Source organism: Nocardioides sp. 1609, from assembly GCF_004522105.1.
Taxonomy (GTDB): domain Bacteria; phylum Actinomycetota; class Actinomycetes; order Propionibacteriales; family Nocardioidaceae; genus Nocardioides.
Genome location: NZ_SPUJ01000003.1, coordinates 717947 through 740575, shown reverse-complemented (window position 1 = coordinate 740575; position 22629 = coordinate 717947). Strand labels below are relative to the sequence as shown.

The window sequence follows — 22629 nt, the reverse complement described above, 5'->3', positions numbered from 1 at the left end:
GGGCGGGCACCGTCATCGCCAGAGTTGGGGGACCGCTGCCCTGTGGTGGCCTGCGCGATGGGGGAGGATGACGCCCATGGCGATCCACATCACCGGTGACGACACGGCCGACCAGATCCTCACCTCGAGCCCGTTCGCCCTGCTCGTGGGGATGATGCTCGACCAGCAGTACCCCATGGAGCACGCGTTCCGCGGCCCGGCCAAGGTCGCCGACCGGTTCGGCTCGTTCGACCCGCACCGGATCGCGGCCGCCGACCCCGAGGAGTTCGCCGCGCTGTGCGCGGTCACGCCGGCGATCCACCGGTTCCCGGGCTCGATGGCGGCCCGGCTCCAGGAGCTGGCCCGGATCGTCGTCGACCAGTACGACGGCCACACCGAGCGGCTGTGGACCGAGGCGGCCGACGGCAAGGACCTCGGCCGCCGGATCCAGGCGCTGCCGGGCTTCGGCGCGCAGAAGGCGAAGATCTTCGTGGCCCTGCTCGCCAAGCAGCTCGACGTCCGCCCCCCGGGCTGGGAGGCCGTCGCCGGCGACTACGCGCTCGAGGGCCACCGCTCCGTCGCCGACGTCGTCGACCCCGGCTCCCTGCAGAAGGTGCGCGACTTCAAGAAGGAGAAGAAGGCGGCGGCCAAGGCGGGACCGGCCCAGGCGGGACCGGCCTGAGCGCAGGGCACGTCCGCCGCGCGGGGGCAGGGTGAGGCGCGGGGGAGGCCCGGGGACGCGCCCCGGGCGAGCCGCGTCGACCGGCCCCGCGACCGGCCCGCGACCGGCCCCGAGGGCGATCTGGGCGGGCCTGGGTCGGGTCCTCACCCGGCGCGTGGCAGAATGACCGGAGCGGCTCTTGACGACAGCGGTCCTTGTCGCGCCTTGAGTCCCCGGTGATGGCTACCGTCATCACCACCGCCCAGCCGCCAGCGCATGTTCCACGAGAGGTGTTCGTGTCCTCGAACGCACGCAAGATTCCTTCGGAGGTGCTCGAGCACCCCGCCGTCCTCGCCCTCATCGAGCGCGCCACCCCGACCGGGGCGTTCAGCCCCGACGAGGTGCGCCTCGCCAGTGACCGGGCCGGCGTCGAGCCCCGCCACCTCAAGTCGCTCCTGGCGCACCTGAGCTCGCTCGGGCTGAGCGTGGCCCTGCCGGCCGAGGCCCGCGTCGCCGCGGCCGCCGGCACGACGCGCAAGACGGCCACGGCCGCCGCGAAGAAGGCGGCCCCCGCCGAGAAGACCGAGACCGCCGAGACGCCCGCCCCGGCGAAGAAGGCCGCGGCTCCGGCGAAGAAGGCTCCGGCCAAGAAGGCCGCCGCCGCGCCGGCCGCCAAGAAGACCACCGCCGCGGCGAAGAAGGCCGCAGCAGCGGCCGGCGCCGTCGGCACGATCGGTGCCGACGGCAAGAAGATCCTCCCCGACGTCCCCGACGAGCAGTTCGAGAAGGACGTCGAGGCCGACCCGACGATCAAGGCCGACGAGCAGGAGGCGACCGCCACCTCGTCGTTCGTCATCTCCGCCGCCGACGACACCGACGAGCCCGCCCAGCAGGTCATGGTCGCCGGCGCGACGGCCGACCCGGTCAAGGACTACCTCAAGCAGATCGGCAAGGTGCCGCTCCTCAACGCCGAGATGGAGGTCGAGCTCGCCAAGCGGATCGAGGCCGGCCTGTTCTCCGAGGAGAAGCTCGCCAAGGGCGGCAAGCTGACGCCGAAGGTCCACGAGGAGCTCGAGTGGATCTCCGAGGACGGCCGCCGCGCCAAGAACCACCTCCTCGAGGCCAACCTCCGCCTCGTCGTCTCGCTCGCCAAGCGCTACACCGGCCGCGGCATGCTCTTCCTCGACCTGATCCAGGAGGGCAACCTCGGTCTGATCCGCGCGGTCGAGAAGTTCGACTACACCAAGGGCTACAAGTTCTCGACCTACGCGACCTGGTGGATCCGTCAGGCCATCACCCGCGCGATGGCCGACCAGGCCCGCACGATCCGCATCCCCGTGCACATGGTCGAGGTGATCAACAAGCTCGCCCGCGTCCAGCGCCAGATGCTGCAGGACCTCGGCCGCGAGCCCACGCCCGAGGAACTCGCCAAGGAGCTCGACATGACCCCCGAGAAGGTCATCGAGGTCCAGAAGTACGGGCGCGAGCCCATCTCGCTGCACACGCCCCTCGGCGAGGACGGCGACAGCGAGTTCGGTGACCTCATCGAGGACTCCGAGGCGATCGTCCCGGCCGACGCCGTGTCGTTCACGCTCCTGCAGGAGCAGCTGCACGCCGTCCTCGACACGCTCTCCGAGCGCGAGGCGGGCGTCGTCAGCATGCGGTTCGGCCTCACCGACGGCCAGCCCAAGACCCTCGACGAGATCGGCAAGGTCTACGGCGTGACCCGGGAGCGGATCCGCCAGATCGAGTCGAAGACCATGTCGAAGCTGCGCCACCCGAGCCGGTCCCAGGTGCTGCGCGACTACCTGGACTGACAGCACGTCCACCGGACGCCGCTCACCGTGAGGTGGGCGGCGTTCCTGCGTCCCGGGCGCACAGCCTGGGGGAGAGAAGAACGCCAGGCCGGTCCGACAGCTGGGGGGCAGTCCATCGGCGCGACCTGGCGTTCGTCCAGGATGGCACGGACTCGGGCCGTGCGCACGAGATCCGGCAAGAATTTGCCTGGAAGGTCGTCGGAGGACGACGACGGCCCCGGACCAGGAGGTCCGGGGCCGTCGTGTCGGGCGCGACTACTCGGTGGGCGGGGTGGCCGGCGTCGGGGCGAGCTTGTGGGTCTCGTCCTGGACGGTGGCGGCCACCTCCTTGAGCTTGTCTCCGTGCTCGCGGGCGTGGTGGGCGCAGAAGAGCAGCTCACCGCCGCTCTGGAGCTCGACGCGGAGGTAGGCCTGGGCACCGCAGCGGTCGCAGCGGTCCTCAGCAGTCAGTGCAGCGCTGGGGGCGGTTGCAGTCGTCATTTCCTGGCCTCATCTCTACTCGGTCTGTCGCCAACTCCAACGTTACGACCGGACCCAAGATTCCCGGCATCCGGAGTGACACACGATCCCATCACGGGTGTCCTTCCCCCGTCGGACCGGTCCCACGCCCCGGACCACGTCGTCCGTCGGGGTGAAGGTCGTTGGGAGGCTGTTGAGTTGTCGGTCTTGCGGAGGTGGTGCTGTCACGAGTGTGACGGCGGAGCGGGCCCTGCGGATGCGGAACGCGACGAGTGCTGTCCGATCGTGTCCACATCGTGACGCGGCGTCAGACTATGCGGTGCCGGGGGCGTGCCTGCACGGTCGTCCGGCGTGTCGCTAGTAGATTCGACACCGTGCCCGCCCCGGATGGGGGCGAGGCTCCAGCAGGTTCCCGCAGCTCGCCCCAGGAGTCCCACGATCGCCGACAACACCTACAACGCCGCGCACCTCCTCGTCCTGGAGGGGCTCGAGGCGGTGCGCAAGCGCCCGGGCATGTACATCGGGTCGACCGACACCCGCGGCCTGATGCACTGCCTGTGGGAGATCATCGACAACGGCGTCGACGAGGCGCTCGCCGGCGCCGCGCGTCGCGTCGAGGTGACGCTGCACCCCGACGGCTCGGCCGAGGTGCACGACGACGGCCGCGGCATCCCGACCGACAAGGAGCCCAAGACCGGGCTCCCCGGCGTCGAGGTGGTCGCGACGAAGCTGCACGCCGGCGGCAAGTTCGGCGGCGGCTCGTACGTCGCCACCGGCGGCCTGCACGGCGTCGGCCTCTCGGTCGTGAACGCGCTCTCGGCGCGGATGGACATCGACGTCGACCGCTCGCCCAGCAGCCAGGGCATCAGCTTCCGCCACGGCGCGGCCGGCGTCTTCGCCGGCGAGGGCCCGGAGGCGGCGTTCGAGGAGCGCAGCGGGCTGACCCGCAAGGGCGGGCGGGTCGCCAAGGGCGCCTCGGGCACCCGCATCCGGTTCTGGCCCGACCGCCGGATCTTCACCAAGGACGCCACCTTCGAGCTCGAGGGCCTCGTCGGCCGGGCCCGCCAGACGTCGTTCATCGTGCCGGGCCTCGAGCTGGTGATCCGCGACCTGCGCGGCGAGACCCCCACCGAGGAGAAGTTCCGCCACGACGGCGGGATCGCCGAGTTCACCGAGTTCCTCAGCAAGGACGAGCCGGTCACCGAGGTGCTGCGGATCCAGGGGTCGGGCTCGTTCACCGAGACCGTGCCGATGCTCGACGCCCACGGCCACATGACCCCGCAGGACGTCGAGCGCGAGCTGGGCGTCGACATCGCGATCCGGTGGGGGACCGGCTACGACACCGAGCTGCGCTCGTTCGTCAACGTGATCGCCACGCCCAAGGGCGGCACCCACGTCGCGGGCTTCGAGGCGGCCCTGACCACGCCGTTCAACGACGCCATGCGAGCCGCGAAGGTGCTGAAGGTCAACGACCTCCCGGTCGAGAAGAGCGACATCCTCGAGGGGATGACCGGCGTCGTCACGGTCCGGCAGGCCGAGCCGCAGTTCGAGGGCCAGACCAAGGAGATCCTCGGGACGCCGGCCGTGCGCTCGGAGGTCCGCAAGATCGTCGCCCGCGAGCTGGCGGCGTTCCTCACCTCCACCAGGGCCGCCGACAAGCGTCAGTCGCGCCCCCTGATGGAGAAGGTCTACGGCGCCGCGAAGACCCGGATCGCGGCCCGGCAGCACAAGGAGACCCAGCGCCGCAAGAACGCGCTGGAGTCCTCCACGCTGCCGTCGAAGCTGGCCGACTGCCGCTCGGGCGACAACGACCGCACCGAGCTGTTCATCGTCGAGGGCGACTCCGCGCTCGGCACCGCCAAGCTGGCCCGCAACTCGGAGTTCCAGGCGCTGCTGCCCATCCGCGGCAAGATCCTCAACGTCCAGAAGGCCTCGGTCGGCGACATGCTCAAGAACGCCGAGTGCGCCTCGATCATCCAGGTGGTCGGCGCCGGCTCGGGCCGCACCTTCGAGCTCGAGGCACGGCGCTACGGCCGGATCATCTTCATGGCCGACGCCGACTCCGACGGCGCCCACATCCGCTGCCTGCTCGCCACCCTGTTCTTCAAGTACATGCCCGACCTGATCACCGCCGGCCGTGTCTACACCGCCGTCCCGCCGCTGCACCGCATCGAGGTCTCCGCCCCCCGCAAGGGTCAGGAGAAGTACGTCTACACCTATTCCGACGACGAGCTGCAGCGCAAGCTCGCCGAGCTGAAGAAGAAGAACATCCGCTGGAAGGACCCCGTGCAGCGCTACAAGGGTCTCGGCGAGATGGACGCCGACCAGCTGGCCGAGACCACGATGGATCCCCGCCACCGCACCCTGCGCAAGCTGACCGTCGACGACGCCGACGTCGCCGCCTCCGTCTTCGAGCTGCTCATGGGCTCCGACGTCGCGCCGCGCAAGGAGTTCATCGTCCAGGGTGCCTACGAGGTCGACGTCGAGGCGCTCGACGCCTGACGTCCGGTGACGCCGCGGCGCAGACCGACCGCGTGTGGCACCGGGCTGCAGCCGGCCCCCCGGCTGCCGGGTTCAGCTGAGGAGCGCCGAGCGGGCGCACGCGTGACGGTGGTCGATCAGTAGTGCTGCGCGAGCAGCCCGGAGTCGACGTCGTAGAGGAACCCGCCGACCTTGACGTGGTCGGGCACCAGCTGGTGGGTGCGCACCTTCTGGACGTCGTCGGCGAGCGAGTCGAGCTGGTCGCGGATGATGTGCATCGGCTGCCAGGCCCCGATCTCGCCGGCCGAGGCCGCCACCTTGTCGCGCACCTCCTCCTGGGTGCTGGTGGCGACGGCGCAGCGCGTGTGGGGCACGACCAGGATCCGGTCGACGCGCAGGAGGTGGACGGCCAGGACCAGCGCCTCCAGCGTGGAGTGGTCGACGCGGCCACCCGGGTTGCGCAGGATCTTGGCGTCGCCGGGCTTGAGCCCGAGCATGCCGAGCGGCTCGATGCGGGAGTCCATGCAGGTCACGATGCCCACCCCTGCATGGGCGATCCCGTCGAAGCCGCCGAAGTCGAACTCCGCGGCGAAGGCTTTGTTGGCGGCCAGCAGGTCGTCGAAGTCGTGCACGGTTTGAAACGTATCGGATCAGCCGGGGGCGCGCAGCGCCCGGGCTGCATCGATCTCCCGGGTGGGTGCCCCGCGGAAGAGCACCAGGGCCAGGACGGCGGCCAGCAAGGCGAACACGGCGGCGCCCTGGAACACCTCCTGCTCCTGGAAGACGGCGGCGGCGCGGATGTCCTCGGCCAGCGACGGGTCGTCCCGGATGGCCTCGGAGAGACGGCGCAGGCCCCACGTGGTGAGCACCGAGATGCCGATCAGCATCCCGACCGTCCGGGCGGCCACCACGAGCGCGCTGGCGACGCCGTGGGAGTCCTCGCGGGTGCTGGCCAGGATGGCGGCGTTGACCGGGGCCAGCGCCAGGCCGAAGCCGAGGCCGCCGACCACCAGCGCGAGGTTGCTCAGCGGGTGGTCGAGGCTGCCGGCGTCCCAGCCGGACATCACCTGGAACGCCCCGGCCGCCATCAGCATCCCCGCGGCGGTGATGACGCCGGCCGGTGCACGTCGCACGAGCCAACCGCCGAGCACCGCGCCCACCGGGAGCGCGACGAGGAAGCGGAGCAGGAAGAGGGCCGCGTCGAGCTGGGTCCGGCCGCGCTGGGTCCGGGCGAGCAGCGGGATGTCGACCAGGGCGGCGATCAGCGCCCACCCGACGAACAGGCTGACCAGGAGCGCGCCCCACGCCGGCACCGCCGCCAGCGCGCCGCGCGGCACCAGCGGGGCGTCGGCGCGGCGCAGGTGCACCACGAGGGCGACCACCGCGACCGCGGACCCGAGCAGGAACCACGGACCCTGGGCGGAGAAGACCGAGACCTCGGGGTCGGCGGTGGCGAAGGCGAGCACGATGCCGCCCAGCGCCACCGCGAGGTACGTCGCGCCGAGCAGGTCGGCCTCGACCATGCTGCGGCCCCACGAGCGGACGTCGACGAGCGGGCGTCGCGCGAACACGCACCGCAGGCAGAACACCAGGAGGGCGCCGATGGCGACCAGCCCGATCGGGCACAGCCAGCGGCCACCGCCGTCGACGACCGGCACGTAGTACTCGCCGTAGGTGAGGTCGGTGATGAGCGACTGCGGCGGGTAGACCACCAGCCAGGCACCCACCACGGCGACCAGCAGGGCGAGCGCGCCGAGCACGTCGGGCAGGCCGCGCCGGACGGGAGGGGGTGCCTCGGTCGGCTCGGGCTCAGGGGTCCAGAGGGTGCGCACGACGACGTACAGCAGGACGCCGGCGGCGACGTTGATCGCGAAGATGCCGCGCCAGGTGGTGAAGGAGAGCACCGCGGCGCCGAAGAGCGGCCCGAGCACGCTGCCGAGCTCCTGGACGGCCGAGACCAGGCCGAGGGGGAGGCCGCGCCGTTCGACCGGGTACAGCGCGGCCACCAGCGCCATCGTGGCCGGGACGAGGCCACCGCCGCCGAGGCCCTGGAGGAACCGGCCGACCACCATGCTCGCGAGGTCGTAGGAGACGGCGGTGATCACCGAGCCGACCGTGAACGCCGCCAGCGAGGCGGTCAGCACCGGCACCGGGCCCCGCAGGTCCGCGATCCGCCCGATGAGCGGGAGCATCGCGACGTAGCCGAGCAGGAAGCCCGAGATGATGGGCGCGGCCCGCTGGAGCTGGTCGACGCTGATCGCGACCGACGCCATCATGTCGGGCAGGGCGAGCACCACGACGTAGGTGTCGACGGCGGCGAAGGCCACCGCGACCGCGCAGAAGACGAGCAGGGCCCGCGACCGTCGCTCGACCTCGGCCGGTCGGTCGCTCGCTCGGCTCACGGCTCGGCGATCTCCTGCTCCACGTCGTACTCCTCGACGGTGATCGTGTAGGTGAGCTCGTCGGTGCCCTCGAAGAAGTCGCCGGTGAGGTCGATGCCGCGCAGCTCGCCGGCGTCGTCGACGGTGAACGTCGCGTCGAAGGTCTCGCCGGGGGCGCACGGCAGGATGTTCTTGATCGCCGGGCCCGGCACCGTCGCGGTGTAGGGCGTGAAGATCTCGTCGTTGTTGTCGCCGCCGCGCTCGGCGTCGCCCTGCTGGACGTCGGTGGCGAGCGCCAGGATGCTCGAGATGCCGGTGTCGGGGTCGAGCAGGCCGGCCGGGTCGGGCACGCACTCCGGGAGGTCGAACTCGGTGAAGCCGCCGATGATGTTGGCGTAGAAGACGCCGCCGACGGAGACGACGCCGACGTCGCTGGCCGACAGGCCGGCGAACCGGCCGGCCGCCGTGCCCTCGAACGCCGGCGGGTCGGCGACGATGACGCCCGCGGCGGAGCCGAGGTAGTCGCCCTCGGGCGTGGCGTCGGTGGCCAGCTCGAGCCGGACGCCGGAGGTCTCGTCGATGCGGGTCTTCGCGGCCGCGAGGACGTCGGACGGGTTCGCGTCGGGGTCGCTTCCCGGTGCCTCGGTCTCGTCGCCCCCGCAGGCGGCCAGGGACAGGGACAGGGCCGTCGCGACGGCCACGGCGGCGGCCCGGGTGGCCGGTCGTCGGTAGGTCTTCACGGCGCTCACCCTTGCACAGCGAGGTCGGCGGACGTCGGCGGACCGAGCCGGGCGGCCAGGGGGCCGGCCACGGCGGCGACCGGCTGGCTGCCGGGGGTGCCCGAGCCGTCGCGACGCCCGTCGGCCGGCGGCAGGTCGACCGGCGCCCCGCTGGCGGCCGCGGCCCGCGCGGGTGCGGTGCCGGCCCAGGCGAGGACCAGGGTGTCCTCGCCCTTGAGGAACCGGTGGCAGCGGACGCCGCCGGTGGCCCGCCCCTTGGCGGGGTACTCCGAGAACGGCGTCACCTTGACCGAGCCCGGCTCGGTGCCGGGCAGCGCCGTGGACGCGCCGGACGCCGTCACCACGACCGGCTGGTGCGGGCCCTCGGGCGCGGCGGGGTCGACGACCCCGAACCACGACACCCGCTCGCCGGCGCCGAGCTTGATGCCGGCCATGCCGCCGCCGGAGCGGCCCTGGGGCCGGACCGCGGAGGCGGGGAAGTGCAGCAGCTGCGCGACGTTGCTGATGAAGCAGAGGGACTCCTCGCCCGAGCTCAGCTCGACCGCGCCGACGACCTCGTCGCCGTCCTTGAGCCCGATGACCTCCCACTCGTCGCGGTTGAGCACCTCCGGGTTGACCCGCTTGACGACGCCGTCGCGGGTGCCGAGCGCGAGCCCGGGCCCGTCGGTGGCCAGCGAGCAGAGCGCCAGGGCCCGTTCACCGGCGGCCAGCGACAGCACCTCGCTGAGCGGGTAGCCGCCCTGCAGGTTGGGGTCGTGCGCGCTCGGCGGCAGCGCGGGGAGCTCGAGGACGCCGAGCCGCAGCAGCCGGCCGGCCGAGGTGAGGACGCCGACCTCGCCCCGCACGGTGGTCGCGACGGCGGACACGACGACGTCGTGGTTGGCCCGCCCTTCCCCGGAGCCGAGCTCGTCGACGCCGCTGGTGCGGGCCAGCAGCCCGGTGGAGGAGAGCAGCGCGTAGCAGGGGTCGTCGGCGACCTCGACCGAGGTGGCGGTCGCGGTGACGGCGGTGCCGGCCGACTCGAGCAGGACGGTGCGCCGCGGCGTCCCGAAGGTCTTCGCGATCTCGCCGAGCTCGTCGGAGACGACCGTGCGGAGCAGGGTCTCGTCGCCCAGGATCGCGTCGAGCGCCTCGATCTCGCGCTCCAGCTCGGACTTCTGCCGGTCGAGCTCGAGCTTGGAGAACTTCGTCAGCCGTCGCAGCGCCATGTCGAGGATGTAGTCGGCCTGCAGCTCGCTGAGGTCGAAGACCTGCACCAGGCGGGTGCGTGCCTCGTCGGCGTTCTCGCTGGAGCGGATCAGCGCGATCACCTCGTCGATGTCGAGGATCGCGATGAGCAGCCCCTCGACGAGGTGCAGCCGGGCGGCGGCCTTGGTGCGCCGGAACGTCGTGCGCCGGCGGACGACGTCGAAGCGGTGCGCCAGGAAGACCTCGAGCAGCTCCTTGAGCCCGAGCGTGCGGGGCTGGCCGTCGACGAGGGCGACGTTGTTGATGCCGAACGTGTCCTCCATCGAGGTCTGGCGGTAGAGCTGCTCGAGGATCGCCTCGGGCACGAAGCCGTTCTTGATCTCGATCACGAGCCGCAGCCCGTTGTCGCGGTCGGTGAGGTCCTTCATGTCGGCGATGCCCTGCAGCTTCTTGCCCTGCACGAGCGTCTTGATCCGCTCGACGACCTTCTCGGTCCCGACGCCGTAGGGCAGCTCGGTCACCACGATGCCCTTGCGTCGCCCGATGGTCTCGATCCGGGCGGTGGCGCGCATCCGGAAGGTGCCGCGGCCGGTCTCGTAGGCGTCGCGGACGCCGTCGAGCCCGACGATCTTGCCGCCGGTGGGCAGGTCGGGGCCGGGGATGAACCGCATCAGGTCGTCGACGGTGGCCCGCGGCTGCTTGATCAGGTGCCGGAGGGCCTGGACGACCTCGACGAGGTTGTGGGGGGCGCAGTTGGTGGCCATGCCGACCGCGATGCCGGTGGTGCCGTTCACGACGAGGTTCGGGATCGCGGCGGGCAGCACCGACGGCTCGGTCTCGCGGCCGTCGTAGTTGGGCCGGAAGTCGACGGTGTCCTCGTCGATGTCGGCGGTCATCGCGACGGCGGGGTGGTCCATCCGGCACTCGGTGTAGCGCATCGCCGCCGGCGGGTCGTCCGGGGAGCCGAAGTTGCCGTGCCCGTCGATCATCGGCAGCCGCAGCGACCACGACTGGGCCTGGCGGACCAGGGCGTCGTAGATCGCGCCGTCACCGTGCGGGTGCAGGCGGCCCATGACCTCGCCGACCACGCGGGCGCTCTTCACGTGCCCGCGGTCGGGACGCAGGCCCATGTCGTTCATCGTGTAGAGGATCCGGCGCTGGACCGGCTTCAGCCCGTCTCGCGCGTCGGGCAGCGCCCGGGAGTAGATGACCGAGTAGGCGTACTCCAGGAACGAGTTGCGCATCTCCTCCCCGACGTCGATGTCGAGGATGTGCTCCTCGAAGTCGTCGGGGAGGTCCTGCTTCGTGGTGCGACGTGCCATGGGGCCATTCTCGGGGGTCGCGGCCCGCGGAACGCGACGGGCACGCCGGAGGGCGCACCGGTAGCCTGTCCACGTGACCGCGGACCCCTCCACCGCAGTGCCCGACGCGCCCCGCCACTGGCAGGCCGACGTGCTCCTGCGCGACGGCAGGACCGCCCACATCAGGCCGATCCGCCCCGATGACGCCGAGCTGCTGGTCGAGTTCTACTCACGGGTCAGCGACCGGTCGAAGTACTACCGGTTCTTCTCGCCGATGCCGACCCTGTCGGACCGTGACGTCGCGCGCTTCACCCAGGTCGACCACGACAGCCGGGTCGCGCTGGTGCTGCTGCTGCAGGGGCGGATGATCGCGGTCGGCCGCTACGACGTGGTGAAGCCCGGCGAGGCGGAGGTCGCGTTCCTCGTCGAGGACCAGCACCACGGCCGCGGGATCGCCCAGCTGCTCCTCGAGCACCTGGCGCAGGCCGCGCGCGAGCGCGGGATCGAGCGGTTCACCGCCGAGGTGCTGCCCGACAACAGCCGGATGATCCACACCTTCCGCGACGCCGGGTACCGCGTCGTCAGCGGCTACGAGGACGGCGTCCTCACCCTCGAGTTCTCGATCGACCCCACCGACACCTCGATCGGCGTGATGCGCGGGCGCGAGCACCGGGCCGAGGCCGCCTCGATCGAGCGGTTCTTCAACCCGCGCTCCATCGCGATCATCGGTGCCAGCCGCCGCCAGGACACCATCGGCCAGGTGCTGGTGCGCAACCTGGTCACCGCCGACTTCACCGGCCGGGTCTACGCCGTGAACCCCAGCGCGGCGGCCGTGTCGGGGCTGCCGGCGTTCAAGACGGTCGGCGACATCCCTGACGACGTCGACGTGGCGATCGTCGCCGTGCCGGCCGAGTCGGTCACCGACGTCGTGCTCGACTGCGCCGCCAAGGGCGTGCACGGGATGATCGTGATCTCCTCGGGCTTCGCCGAGACCGGCGAGGAGGGCCGCCAGCGCCAGCGTCACCTCGTGGGGTTGTCGCGCTCCTACGGACTGCGGCTGATCGGCCCCAACTGCCTCGGCGTCATCAACACCGACCCCGCCGTGTCGGTCAACGCCTCGCTGTCACCGGTGATGCCGCCGCGCGGTCGCGCCGGCTTCTTCTGCCAGTCCGGCGCCCTCGGCTCGGCGATCCTGGAGAAGGTCCAGAACCGTGGTCTCGGCCTCACGACGTTCGTCTCCGCGGGCAACCGCGCCGACGTCTCCGGCAACGACCTGCTCCAGTACTGGGAGGAGGACGACGCCACCGAGGTCGTGCTCCTCTACCTCGAGTCGATCGGGAACCCCCGCAAGTTCTCCCGGATCGCGCGCCGGGTCTCGCTGCGCAAGCCGATCATCGCGGTGCGCTCGGGCCGCACCACGCAGGGCGTGCCGATGGGCCACGCGGTGCGCCGGATCGCCGCGCCCGCCGAGGCCCTCGACGCGATGTTCCGCCAGGCCGGCATCATCCAGGTCGGCACGCTGGAGGAGATGTTCGACGTCGCCCAGCTGCTCGCCCACCAGCCGCTCCCGCGCGGGCGCCGGGTCGCGATCGTCGGCAACTCCGACGCGCTGGGCCTGCTGGCCGCCGACGCCGCCGCCGAGGTCGGGCTGCTGGTGACCCGCTCGGTCACGCTGAGCGCCGAGCCGAGCGCCGAGGACTTCGAGGACGCCCTCGACGACGTGATCGACGACCCCGAGGTCGACTCGGTGATCGCGGTCTACATCCCGCCCCTCAACGTCTCCGGGGAGGACGTCGCCAACGTGCTCGCCGCCGTGGGGGAGCAGTCCGACAAGCCGCTCGTGTCGTCGTTCCTCGGCGCCGAGGGCGTGCCCGAGCTGCTGCGGGTGCCCGACGTGGCCGGCTCCGCGGCCGGTCGCGGCTCGGTGCCGTCCTACCCCGCGGTCGAGTCGGCGGTGCGGGCGCTGGCCAGCGTCGTCGAGTACGCCGTGTGGTTGCGCACCCCCGACGGCCCGGCCGCCCTGCTCGACGACGTCGACACCCTCGCGGTCAAGCGGATCGTCAACGAGGCGCTCACCGCCGAGCCCGGCGGCTGCGAGCTCACCCCCGAGCAGCTCGCCGGGGTGCTCGCGGCCTACGGGATCGAGCTGTGGCCGTCGTACCCGGTCGCGAACGTGCGGATGGCGCAGGCCGCCGGCAAGCGGCTCGGCTGGGACGTCGTCCTCAAGGCGACCGCGGAGGGGCTGCGCGAGCGGCCCGACCTCGCGCACGTGTGGCGCAACATCGACTCGCCGGCGGAGATGCGTCAGGCCTGGGAGGCGCTGACCGAGCTGGTCCGCGACCCCGCCAACGCGGGCTTCGTGGTGCAGAAGAAGGCGACGCCCGGGGTGCCCGTCTCGATCCGCAGCCTGGAGGACCCGCTCTTCGGTCCCGTGGTCTCCTTCGGCATCTCCGGCCCGATCATCGACCTGCTCTCCGACCGCTCCTACCGGATCCCGCCGCTCGGCTCCCGCGACGTGGCGGCCATGGTGCGCGAGATGAAGAGCTCGCCGCTGCTCTTCGGCTACCGCGGCGCCGAGCAGGTCGACGTCGCCGACGTCGAGCGGCTGATCAGCCGGGTCGCGCAGCTGCAGAACGACGTCCCGCAGCTCAGCTCGCTCGAGCTGTCGCTGGTGCTCGCCGGCCCCGACGGCACCACGGTGCTGACCGCCGGCGCGCGGGTCGCCAACATCGCCGAGCCGCGCTCCGACCTGTTCGTGCGCCGGATGGCCGACCACCCGGGCGACACCATCCCGGAGTAGCCGGGCCGCCGGTGGAACTCGGGGGCGCGAGGTGCCCGTCAGGTGCCACACTCCTCCCGTGCCCAGCTCGAGCCAGTGGATCGCGTTCCTGGTCGCGTCGATCCTCCTCATCCAGGTCCCCGGTCCCAGCCTGCTCTTCACGATCGGGCGCGCCCTCACCGTCGGTCGGCGCGACGCGCTGCTCTCGGTGGTCGGCAACGCGCTCGGCGTCGTCGTGCAGGTGCTGCTCGTCGCGGTCGGCCTCGGAGCCGTGGTGGCGGCCAGCGCGACGGCGTACACGGTGCTCAAGCTGGCCGGCGCGGCCTACGTCATCCACCTCGGCGTGCAGGCCATCCGGCACCGCGGTGACGCCCGGGCCGCGCTGCTCGCCGACCACGGGCGGGCGCCGGAGCAGAGCCGCAGGGCCGTGGTCACCGGGTTCGTCGTCGGCGTCACCAACCCGAAGACGATCGTGTTCTTCGTCGCGTTCCTGCCGCAGTTCACGGCCGGCGGCTCGCCGGCCGCACCCCAGCTCGTCGTGCTCGGCCTGGTCTTCGGGGTGCTGTGCCTGCTGTCCGACGGCACCTGGGCGCTCGCCGCGGGCTCGGCGCGCAGCTGGTTCTCGAAGCGGCCGGAGCGGCTCGACGGGCTCGGCGTCGCCGGCGGCACGATGATGATCGCCCTCGGCGCGGGGATGGCCGCGCAGCAGTAGGCCGGCAGTGACAGACTGCGACCATGCGTCCCGCCCGTCCTGCCACCCCGGTGGACCCCCACGACCCCGTCGACCACTCGCGCGGCCTCCGCAAGGCCATCGACCGCACGGGCTACTACCCCGAGGTCGTCACCGACGCCGTCACCGGTGCGGTGGCCGGTGAGCAGGTCGTCTCGTTCTACGTGCACCACGAGCCGACGTTCGAGAACGACGAGGTCCGCCGGCACCAGAGCGTCGTGGTGCTGACCCCGACCCGGCTGATCCTGGCCCACACCGACGAGCACGCCGGCGACGACCTGCTCCCGGAGCCCTACACCTCCACCTCGACCGAGGCCGTCAGCCTGACGTCGGTGAAGTCGGTGGTCGTGACCCGGATGACCGCCAACCCGACCAAGGGACCCAACCCGCCGGCCGAGGCCGTGATGACGATCGGGTGGGGCGGGGTCAGCCGGCTCGACCTCGAGCCCGCCGGGTGCAGCGACCCCGAGTGCGACGCCGACCACGGCTACACCGGCGTGCTGGCCTCCGACGACTTCTCCCTGCGCGTCTCCGCGGCCGCCGACGGCCGCGACGCGGTCGCCGGGCTGCTCTCGTTCGCGGCGTCCCTCTCGGCGCGCACGCAGCACTGAGCGCCGGCCACCGGATGCCCTCCGAGTTCGTCGAGCCCGCCTACGGACGACGTTCGCTCGCCGACGTCCTCCCGGCCGTCGCGCACGCGCTCGGCGTAGCGACCACCCCGCCGCCGACCGGACTGACGCTGCCACCGGCGCCGTCGTACGTCGTGCTCCTCGTCGACGGCCTCGGCGCCCGGCTCCTCGAGCGCTACGCCCACGCGGCGCCGTACCTCTCCGGCCTGCTGGCCGACAGCGGGGGAGCGGGCACGGCCGGCGTCCCCTCGACGACGGCCACCAGCCTGACCTCGCTCGGCACGGGCCTGGCGCCCGGCGCGCACGGGCTGGTCGGCTTCACCGCGCGGGTCCCGGGCACCGGCCGGCTGCTGAACCACCTGTCCTGGGACGCCGACGTCGACCCGCTCGAGTGGCAGCCGCACCCCACGGCGTTCGGCACCCTGGCCGCGGCCGGGGTGTTCGTGACGGTCGTCAACAAGCGCGAGTTCCGCACCTCCGGCCTGAGCGTGGCCTCGACCCGCGGCGCCGAGTACGTCGGCGCCGACCGGGCCGGCGAGCGGATCGCCGCCGCCGTCACGGCCTCCGCCCAGCGGCCCTCGCTCACCTACCTCTACGACAGCGACCTCGACTGGACCGGGCACAAGCTCGGGGTCGCCTCGAGCGCCTGGCTCCAGCAGCTCGCCATGATCGACGCCGAGGCCGAGCAGCTGCGCGAGACGCTGCCCCCGGACCGGCGTCTCGTCGTGGTCGCCGACCACGGGATGGTCGACTCGCCCGAGGCGAGCCGGATCGACGTCGACCGGCACGGCGAGCTGCTCGACGGCGTCGCCCTCCTCGGCGGCGAGGCCCGCTTCCGGCACCTGTACTGCCGCACCGGCGCGGTCGACGACGTCCTGGCGACCTGGCGGGGCCTCCTCGGCGAGCGGGCCGACGTGCTGACGCGGGACGACGCGATCCGGCGCGGCTGGTTCGGGCCGGTGGACGCCGCCGTCCTGCCCCGCCTGGGCGACGTCCTCGTGGCGGCGCGCGGCGACGCCGGGGTCTTCTCCTCGGAGCGGTTCGCCTACGAGACCACCCTGGTGGGCCTGCACGGCTCGCTGACCGCCGACGAGATGCTGATCCCGATCCTCCTCGACTGAGCCGTGCCGGCCGGGCGCCCGACCCGCTACCTCAGCTGCATCCGCGGCTCCCCGTCGACGAGCCCGGGGCCGGAGATCGTGCACGAGCCGCCGCGCGGTGCGCCGCCGTTCCAGACCTGGCGCACGCAGGAGCGGGCGGCGAGCTGCCCCCAGTAGTTCGGGTGGATCGACTCCTGGATGTAGTAGGGACTGCTCGCGCAGCAGGTGGAGACGGTGCGGATCTGGTTGACCCACTCGGTCTGGTCGACCGCGCCCGGCGTGCGCCAGCTCGCGATGCCGCGCTCCTCGTAGAGGCCGACGCCGCTCTCGCAGAGCCGGCGGCCGTTGAACGCCGACGCCAGGTCGAGCACCTTGCCACCGACGCCGGACTGCGTGAGGGCGGCCCGGACGGTGTTGTTGATGGTCGGCAGGGCCACGTCGTTGGCCCAGGTGGCGTCGGCGTTCCAGAAACCGCAGCCGCCGGTGGACTGGCGGGTGTAGCCGCTCTGGGCGTAGCGGAAGCCGTCGCCGCGGGGGATCGGGGACGGGTAGGTCTGCGCGACCAGGGTCCAGGCGCCGTCGGCGTACCCGGCGTTGCGCATCGCGGTCCGCACGTTCTGGAAGGCGCCGGCGATCCGGTTGCGCACGGCGGTGACGTTGGCGGTGGTGAAGTTCGCGGTCACCGACCGGTCGTCGTTGCAGTAGTTCTTCCACCAACTGGGGGAGGTGAGGAAGTCGGTGACGCAGCTCGTCACGACGTCGGCGAAGCCGAAGTCGTTGCCGCCGATCGAGACGACGACCATCTTCACGTTGCGGGTGGTGGCGGCCTGCTGCAACGCCCTGGCCTGCCCGACCCTGCCCGCGCCGTCGTCGTAGAAGTCGATCCCGGGCTTGAAGGTGCTGCCGGTGCTGGTGGCCGTCGTCGCGCCGGAGCACGCGAGGTTGAGCCCGTTGACGCCGCCGCCGACGTAGGCCTCGGCGGACCTGCTGCGGTGGCACCGGCTGATCTGCTCGCCGGTCCCGCTGGCGTTGTCGAAGTACGCCGTCGGGCCGAGCGCGTCGGCGCGGCTGCTCGAGGCGTTGCTGCTGCCGGCCCAGCGGCCGGCCTCGCCACTGATGTAGGAGTCGCCGAGGGTGACCACCCACGGCGCCCCGACGCCAGGCCCGTCGGCCGCGGCGGGCGGCGCGGCGCCCGCGACGACCGCGAGCAGCGGGGCGGCGAGGGCGAGCAGGACGGCGGGGAGGCAGACGCGACGCTGGGTCCGGGAACGGGTCATCCGCCGAACCTAGGGGTGACCGGGGTCACAGCGGAAGGGGCGCGGTGGTGCTCAGCCGAACGGCAGCGGCTCCGGTGCCAGGCTGACCGCCTGGGCGCGCGCGGCGGTGAGCCGTCGACGGTGGTGCTGGCGGCACAGCACCTCGTAGGCGACCTCGGCGGGCGGACCGGCCGGGCCGCCGGGCGCGCCGGTGTCCTCGACGTCGCCGACGACGATCACCTCGCCCTCGACGACCATCGCGCCGTCCTCGGTGCGGGCGTTGTGGGTCGCGCGCTTGCCGCACCAGCACAGCGCCTCGACCTGCAGGACGTGCATCCGGTCGGCGAGCTCGACCAGCCGTTGGCTGCCGGGGAACAGGTCGGTGCGAAAGTCGGTCAGGATCCCGAACGCGAAGACGTCGACCTGCAGCTCGTCGACGACCTTGGCGAGCTGGTCGACCTGGAGGCGGGTGTAGAACTGGGCCTCGTCGCAGATCAGGTAGTCGATCCGGGCGCCGTGGGTCAGCGAGTCGACGACGTAGTGCCAGAAGTCGAAGTCGGCGGCCACCTCGATCGCCTCGTGGGTCAGCCCCAGGCGGCTGGAGAGCGTCGCCTCGCCGGCCCGGTCGTGGGTGGTGAAGATCCGTCCGCTGCGGTGCCGGGCCGCGTGGTTGTGGTTGGTCTGCAGCGCCAGGGTGCTCTTGCCCGAATCCATGGTGCCGGTGAAGAACTGGAGCTCGGCCACGGCGTGATCCTGCCACGCCGCTCCGTCGCGCCGTGCAGGAGTGGGGTCGGCTCCCGACGGCCACCAGCGCCACGGTCAGGTGACCGGTCCGGGCGACCTCGTGCACGACCCGCCGGGGCGGCCGGACTCCTCGGCCGGGGCGTCAGTCCTCCGGGTCGTCGAGGCGGGCCAACCAGGTCGCGAACCGCTCGACGGCCGTCTCGAACTCGGGGTGGGCGTCGGTGAAGGCCTGCAGCTGCTCCGCGACCCACGCGAGGGTGACCTCCTCGTCGCCGCGCCGCTTGTCCAGCTCCTCGATGCCCCGGTCGGTGAAGTACATGCTCCGAGCCTAGGCGCGGTCCCGACGGGGTGGCGACGCGGCCACGTCGCACCTCCGGACCCCCGTGGGCCCGGCGCCGACCGGCTGGTCGCGGACGTGGCCGCCGTCGCCAGGGGCGAGGGCGGCCACGGCCGGGTGGTCCGGGTCAGGCGAAGGCGCGCTCGAGGAGCTCCTTCTGCTCGGCCAGGTGCCGCTTGACCGTGCCCACCGACGGCGAGGACGACTGCGGGCGCGTGACGCCCTCGACCCGCGCGTCCAGGTCGGCCCACACGTTGAGCGCGTAGTGCGGCCACGGCCCCATGTTCTCGGGCTCGTCCTGCACCCAGCGGACCGCCTTCAGGTGCGGGAAGCGGGCGATCTCGGCCTTGATCTCGTCGACCGGGCGCGGGTAGAGCTGCTCGATCCGCGCGATCGCGAACCGCTCGGGGTTCTCGCGCTTGGCGCGCTCGACCATCAGGTCCCAGGTGACCCGGCCCGAGCAGAGCAGCAGGGTGTCGACCTTGTCCTGGTCGGCGCCCGCGTCACTGATGAACGGCCGGAACGTGCCCTCGGTGAAGTCGGACGGCTGCGAGGCCGCCTCCTTGCGCTTGAGCATCGACTTCGGCGTGAAGACGATGAGCGGCCGGTGCGCCTCACCCAGCGCCTGGCGGCGCAGCAGGTGGAAGTACGACGCCGGCGTCGACGGCTGGGCCACCACGAACGCGTCGTCGGCGGCCATCTGCATGAACCGCTCGATCCGCGCCGAGGAGTGGTCGGGGCCCTGGCCCTCGTAGCCGTGGGGGAGCAGCAGGACGACGCCCGACTGCTGGCGCCACTTGGTCTCGCCGGCGGAGATGAACTCGTCGATGACGGTCTGGGCGCCGTTGACGAAGTCGCCGAACTGGGCCTCCCACAGCGTCAGCGCCTCGGGGCGGGCCACCGAGTAGCCGTACTCGAAGCCGAGGGCGGCGTACTCGGAGAGGAGCGAGTCGTAGACGTAGAAGCGGCCCTGGTCCTCGGTGAGGGAGGAAAGCGGCGTCCACTCGTCGGCGTTCTTGCGGTCGATGATCGTGGCGAACCGCGAGACGAACGTGCCGCGGCGCGAGTCCTGGCCGGCGAGGCGGACCGGACGGCCGTCCATCAGCAGCGAGCCGAACGCCAGGATCTCGCCGGTGCCCCAGTCGATCGGTCCCTCGGTGATCGCGGTGGCGCGCCGCTGCAGCTGCGGCATCACCTTCGGGTGCACGGTGAAACCGTCGGGGGGAGTGACGTAGGCGTCCGAGATCCGCTTCAGGCACTCCATCGGGATCGCCGTGGTGGTCTCGGCGGCCGGCTTGTCCGGGTAGTCGGGGACCGTGGTCCACTCCGACGGCTGGGAGGAGGCCTCCTTCACCTCGGTGAAGACCCGCTCGAGCTGCTGCTGGTAGTCGGCCAGCACCTGCTCGGCCTCCTCGATCGTGATGTCACCGCGACCGATGAGCGACTCGGTGTAGAGCTTGCGCACCGAGCGCTTCTGCTCGATAAGGTCGTACATCAGCGGCTGCGTGTACGACGGGTCGTCGCCCTCGTTGTGACCGCGGCGGCGGTAGCAGACGAGGTCGATGACGACGTCCTTCTTGAACGCCTGGCGGTACTCGAAGGCGAGCTGGGCGACCCGGATGCAGGCCTCGGGGTCGTCGCCGTTGACGTGGAAGATCGGCGCCTGGACCATCCGGGCGACGTCGGTGCAGTAGAGCGAGGAGCGCGACGAGCCGGGGGAGGTGGTGAACCCGACCTGGTTGTTGACGACGACGTGGATCGTGCCGCCGGTGCGGTAGCCACGCAGCTGGCTGAGGTTGAGCGTCTCGGCGACCACGCCCTGGCCGGCGAACGCGGCGTCGCCGTGCACGAGGAGCGGCAGCACGGGGTACTCGTTGCCCCGGTCGAGGACGTCCTGCTTGGCGCGCGCGATGCCCTCCAGCACCGGGTCGACGGCCTCGAGGTGCGACGGGTTGGCGGCCACCGACACCTTGATGGTGTCCCCGGAGCCGGCGACGAACTCGCCCTCGGCACCGAGGTGGTACTTCACGTCGCCCGAGCCCTGCACGGTGCGCGGGTCGATGTTGCCCTCGAACTCGCGGAAGATCTGGCTGTACTTCTTGCTCACGATGTTGGCGAGCACGTTGAGCCGGCCGCGGTGGGCCATCCCGATGGTGACCTCGTCGAGGTCGGCTGCGGCGGCGGCCTCGCAGATCTCGTCGATGACCGGGATCGTGGTCTCGCCGCCCTCGAGGCTGAAGCGCTTCTGCCCGACGAACTTGGTCTGCAGGAACGTCTCGAACGCCTCGGCCTGGTTGAGCTTGAGCAGGATGCGCAGCTGCTCCTTGCGCGGGGTCTTCTCGTGCGGGAGCTCCACCCGCTCCTGGATCCAGCGCCGCTGGGCGGGGTCCATGATGTGCATGTACTCGATGCCGGTGGTGCGGCAGTAGGAGTCGCGCAGGATCCCGAGGATGTGGCGCAGCTTCATGAACCGCCGTCCCTCGCCGCCGAAGGAGCCGGTGGGGAACTCGCGGTCGAGGTCCCACAGGGTCAGCCCGTGCGACTCGATCTGCAGGTCGGGGTGGCTGCGCTGGCGGTACTCGAGCGGGTCGGTGTCGGCCATCATGTGGCCGCGGACCCGGTAGGCGTGGATCAGCTCGAGGATCCGGGCCTGCTTGTCGATCTCGTCGTCGTGCGACGTCGCGATGTCGTTGTTCCAGCGGATCGGCTCGTAGGGGATGCGCAGCGAGCGGAAGATGTCGTCGTAGAAGCCGTCGGCCCCGAGCAGCAGCTGGTGCAGCCGCTTGAGGAACTCACCCGACTGCGCACCCTGGATGACACGGTGGTCGTAGGTCGAGGTCAGCGTCATGACCTTGCTGATGCCGTTGCGGGCGATCACCTCCTCCGAGGCGCCCTGCCACTCGGCGGGGTACTCCATCGCGCCGACGCCGATGATCGCGCCCTGCCCGGCCATCAGGCGGGGCACCGAGTGCACCGTGCCGATGCCGCCGGGGTTCGTGAGGCTGATCGAGGTGCCCTGGAAGTCGGCGACGGTGAGCTTGTTGTCGCGCGCCTTGCGCACGATCTCCTCGTAGGCGGTCCAGAAGCCGGCGAAGTCCATGTCCTCGGCGGCCTTGATCGACGGCACGAGCAGCTGGCGGCTGCCGTCGGGCTTCGGCACGTCGATGGCCAGGCCGAGGTTGACGTGGGCCGGGGTGACGAGGTTCGGCTTGCCGTCGACGACCTCGAAGCCGACGTTCATCTCCGGCATCGAGGTCAGCGCACGCACCAGGGCGTAGCCGATGAGGTGGGTGAAGGAGACCTTGCCGCCGCGGGCCCGGGCGAGGTGGCTGTTGATGACGATCCGGTTGTCCCACAGCAGCTTGACCGGCACCGAGCGGACCGACGTCGCGGTCGGCACGGTCAGCGAGGCGTCCATGTTGGCCACCGTGCGGGCGGGGGCACCGCGGAGCACGGTGTAGGTCGGCTGGTCGGTCGCCGCCGACCGCTCGGTCGGCTTCGACTCCTTGGGCGTGGGGTTGCTCGTCGCCTTCGCGGGCTCGGAGGCCTTCGTGGCCGGGCGGGGCTCGGACCTCGGCGCGGCCTCGGCCTTCGCCGGCTGGGCCTTCGCCGGCTCGGTCCTCGTCTCGGTCCTGGCCTCGGTCTTGGCCTCGGTCTTGGCCTCGGTCCTCGGGGCGGGGGCGGTCCTCACCGGGGCGGACGTGCCGTTCGACGTCCCGTTGGTGCTGCCCGTGGCGCCGGCGGTGGGGTCGCCGCCGTCCTTGAAGTAGGCGACCCAGGTCGGGTCGACGCTCGACGGGTCGGCGTCGTACTGCTCACGCATCGCCTCGACGAGCCACTCGTTGGCGCCGAAATCGCTGTCGGAGGGTTCGGTGGAGCTGGTGGACGGGCCTGACGACTGCGGCACGACTGGGTTCGCCTCTTCCAAGGTGAGATGACCGGCATGATGGGTGCTGTCAAGGCTAGACCCACACGCCAGCAAATGCGCGTCAGGTAGTGGTCTTTCGTGCACCCTGTTACCGGAGCCACAGCACGAGGGCTCGTCCG

At 72.0% G+C, this 22629-nt stretch carries 16 protein-coding genes; 7 read left to right on the top strand and 9 right to left on the bottom strand.

The features are described from left to right. The first annotated feature begins 76 nt into the window (after window positions 1-76). Together E4623_RS09740 and E4623_RS09735 are read left to right on the top strand one after the other, a co-directional pair. Window positions 77-661, top strand: a complete 585-nt coding sequence (locus tag E4623_RS09740) for an HhH-GPD-type base excision DNA repair protein (RefSeq protein ID WP_134766292.1) — start codon at window positions 77-79, stop codon at window positions 659-661. 269 nt (window positions 662-930) lie between these two features. After that, window positions 931-2457, top strand: a complete 1527-nt coding sequence (locus tag E4623_RS09735; RefSeq protein WP_134766470.1) for an RNA polymerase sigma factor — start codon at window positions 931-933, stop codon at window positions 2455-2457. A gap of 255 nt (window positions 2458-2712) precedes the next feature. Here E4623_RS09735 and E4623_RS09730 read toward each other — a convergent pair whose 3' ends face one another. Further along, window positions 2713-2937, bottom strand: a complete 225-nt coding sequence (locus E4623_RS09730) for a hypothetical protein (RefSeq protein ID WP_134766291.1) — start codon at window positions 2935-2937, stop codon at window positions 2713-2715. A 492-nt stretch (window positions 2938-3429) separates the two neighbouring features. Between E4623_RS09730 and E4623_RS09725 the strand changes: the two genes are divergently transcribed. Beyond that, window positions 3430-5418, top strand: coding sequence for a DNA topoisomerase IV subunit B (locus E4623_RS09725; RefSeq protein WP_245155012.1), 1989 nt, complete (start codon window positions 3430-3432; stop codon window positions 5416-5418). Window positions 5419-5534: 116 nt separating this feature from the next. On the opposite strand, the gene E4623_RS09720 is transcribed toward E4623_RS09725, so the two are convergent. The 4 genes from E4623_RS09720 to E4623_RS09705 are packed head-to-tail and all read right to left on the bottom strand — an operon-like array spanning window position 5535 to window position 11028. Next, window positions 5535-6029 carry a carbonic anhydrase gene (locus tag E4623_RS09720; protein ID WP_134766289.1) on the bottom strand — a complete coding sequence of 165 codons (495 nt, stop codon included), beginning with the start codon at window positions 6027-6029 and terminating at the stop codon, window positions 5535-5537. Window positions 6030-6047: 18 nt separating this feature from the next. After that, window positions 6048-7799 carry an MFS transporter gene (locus E4623_RS09715; protein WP_134766288.1) on the bottom strand — a complete coding sequence of 584 codons (1752 nt, stop codon included), beginning with the start codon at window positions 7797-7799 and terminating at the stop codon, window positions 6048-6050. After that, window positions 7796-8518: an LppX_LprAFG lipoprotein gene (locus E4623_RS09710; RefSeq protein WP_167736548.1), complete on the bottom strand. Its 723-nt coding sequence runs from the start codon at window positions 8516-8518 to the stop codon at window positions 7796-7798. Before E4623_RS09710 ends, E4623_RS09715 begins: the two co-directional genes overlap by 4 nt. Window positions 8519-8523: 5 nt before the next feature. After that, window positions 8524-11028, bottom strand: a complete 2505-nt coding sequence (locus E4623_RS09705; RefSeq protein ID WP_134766286.1) for a DNA topoisomerase (ATP-hydrolyzing) — start codon at window positions 11026-11028, stop codon at window positions 8524-8526. Window positions 11029-11101: 73 nt separating this feature from the next. On the opposite strand from E4623_RS09705, the gene E4623_RS09700 reads away from it, so the two are divergent. From E4623_RS09700 to E4623_RS09685, 4 genes are read left to right on the top strand one after another with little or no spacing between them, the layout of a single operon-like run. Continuing rightward, complete coding sequence (locus E4623_RS09700; protein ID WP_245154987.1) at window positions 11102-13807, top strand: GNAT family N-acetyltransferase; 2706 nt, start codon at window positions 11102-11104, stop codon at window positions 13805-13807. 58 nt (window positions 13808-13865) lie between these two features. Then, window positions 13866-14498 (top strand): LysE family translocator, encoded by a 633-nt coding sequence (locus E4623_RS09695; RefSeq protein ID WP_134766285.1) that lies wholly within the window; start codon window positions 13866-13868, stop codon window positions 14496-14498. 23 nt (window positions 14499-14521) lie between these two features. Beyond that, the gene (locus E4623_RS09690) at window positions 14522-15127 is read left to right on the top strand and encodes a DUF5998 family protein (RefSeq protein ID WP_134766284.1); all 606 of its coding nucleotides are present in this window, start codon (window positions 14522-14524) and stop codon (window positions 15125-15127) included. A 14-nt stretch (window positions 15128-15141) separates the two neighbouring features. Then, window positions 15142-16266 (top strand): nucleotide pyrophosphatase/phosphodiesterase family protein, encoded by a 1125-nt coding sequence (locus tag E4623_RS09685; protein WP_134766283.1) that lies wholly within the window; start codon window positions 15142-15144, stop codon window positions 16264-16266. Between the two features lie 26 nt (window positions 16267-16292). On the opposite strand, the gene E4623_RS09680 is transcribed toward E4623_RS09685, so the two are convergent. The 4 genes from E4623_RS09680 to E4623_RS09670 all read right to left on the bottom strand — a co-directional run bounded on the left by E4623_RS09680 (window position 16293) and on the right by E4623_RS09670 (window position 22489). Continuing rightward, entirely contained in the window at window positions 16293-17522 is a 1230-nt protein-coding gene (locus tag E4623_RS09680; RefSeq protein ID WP_134766282.1) for a hypothetical protein, read from the bottom strand. A gap of 51 nt (window positions 17523-17573) precedes the next feature. Further along, window positions 17574-18245: a thymidine kinase gene (locus tag E4623_RS09675; RefSeq protein ID WP_134766281.1), complete on the bottom strand. Its 672-nt coding sequence runs from the start codon at window positions 18243-18245 to the stop codon at window positions 17574-17576. A gap of 142 nt (window positions 18246-18387) precedes the next feature. Further along, a complete protein-coding gene (locus E4623_RS22580) occupies window positions 18388-18564 on the bottom strand; it encodes a DUF6104 family protein (RefSeq protein WP_167736547.1) in 177 nt (58 codons plus the stop codon). A 145-nt stretch (window positions 18565-18709) separates the two neighbouring features. After that, window positions 18710-22489 (bottom strand): multifunctional oxoglutarate decarboxylase/oxoglutarate dehydrogenase thiamine pyrophosphate-binding subunit/dihydrolipoyllysine-residue succinyltransferase subunit, encoded by a 3780-nt coding sequence (locus tag E4623_RS09670; RefSeq protein WP_209020583.1) that lies wholly within the window; start codon window positions 22487-22489, stop codon window positions 18710-18712. Between the last annotated feature and the right edge of the window lie 140 nt (window positions 22490-22629).

Bases quoted from the DNA above. Each gene is read 5' to 3' on its own strand.
- E4623_RS09705 (WP_134766286.1), bottom strand. From the start codon at position 11,028: ATGGCACGTCGCACCACGAAGCAGGACCTCCCCGACGACTTCGAGGAG.
- E4623_RS09690 (WP_134766284.1), top strand. From the start codon at position 14,522: ATGCGTCCCGCCCGTCCTGCCACCCCGGTGGACCCCCACGACCCCGTC.
- E4623_RS09725 (WP_245155012.1), top strand. From the start codon at position 3,430: ATGTACATCGGGTCGACCGACACCCGCGGCCTGATGCACTGCCTGTGG.
- E4623_RS09730 (WP_134766291.1), bottom strand. From the start codon at position 2,937: ATGACGACTGCAACCGCCCCCAGCGCTGCACTGACTGCTGAGGACCGC.
- E4623_RS22580 (WP_167736547.1), bottom strand. From the start codon at position 18,564: ATGTACTTCACCGACCGGGGCATCGAGGAGCTGGACAAGCGGCGCGGC.
- E4623_RS09740 (WP_134766292.1), top strand. From the start codon at position 77: ATGGCGATCCACATCACCGGTGACGACACGGCCGACCAGATCCTCACC.
- E4623_RS09680 (WP_134766282.1), bottom strand. From the start codon at position 17,522: ATGACCCGTTCCCGGACCCAGCGTCGCGTCTGCCTCCCCGCCGTCCTG.
- E4623_RS09685 (WP_134766283.1), top strand. From the start codon at position 15,142: ATGCCCTCCGAGTTCGTCGAGCCCGCCTACGGACGACGTTCGCTCGCC.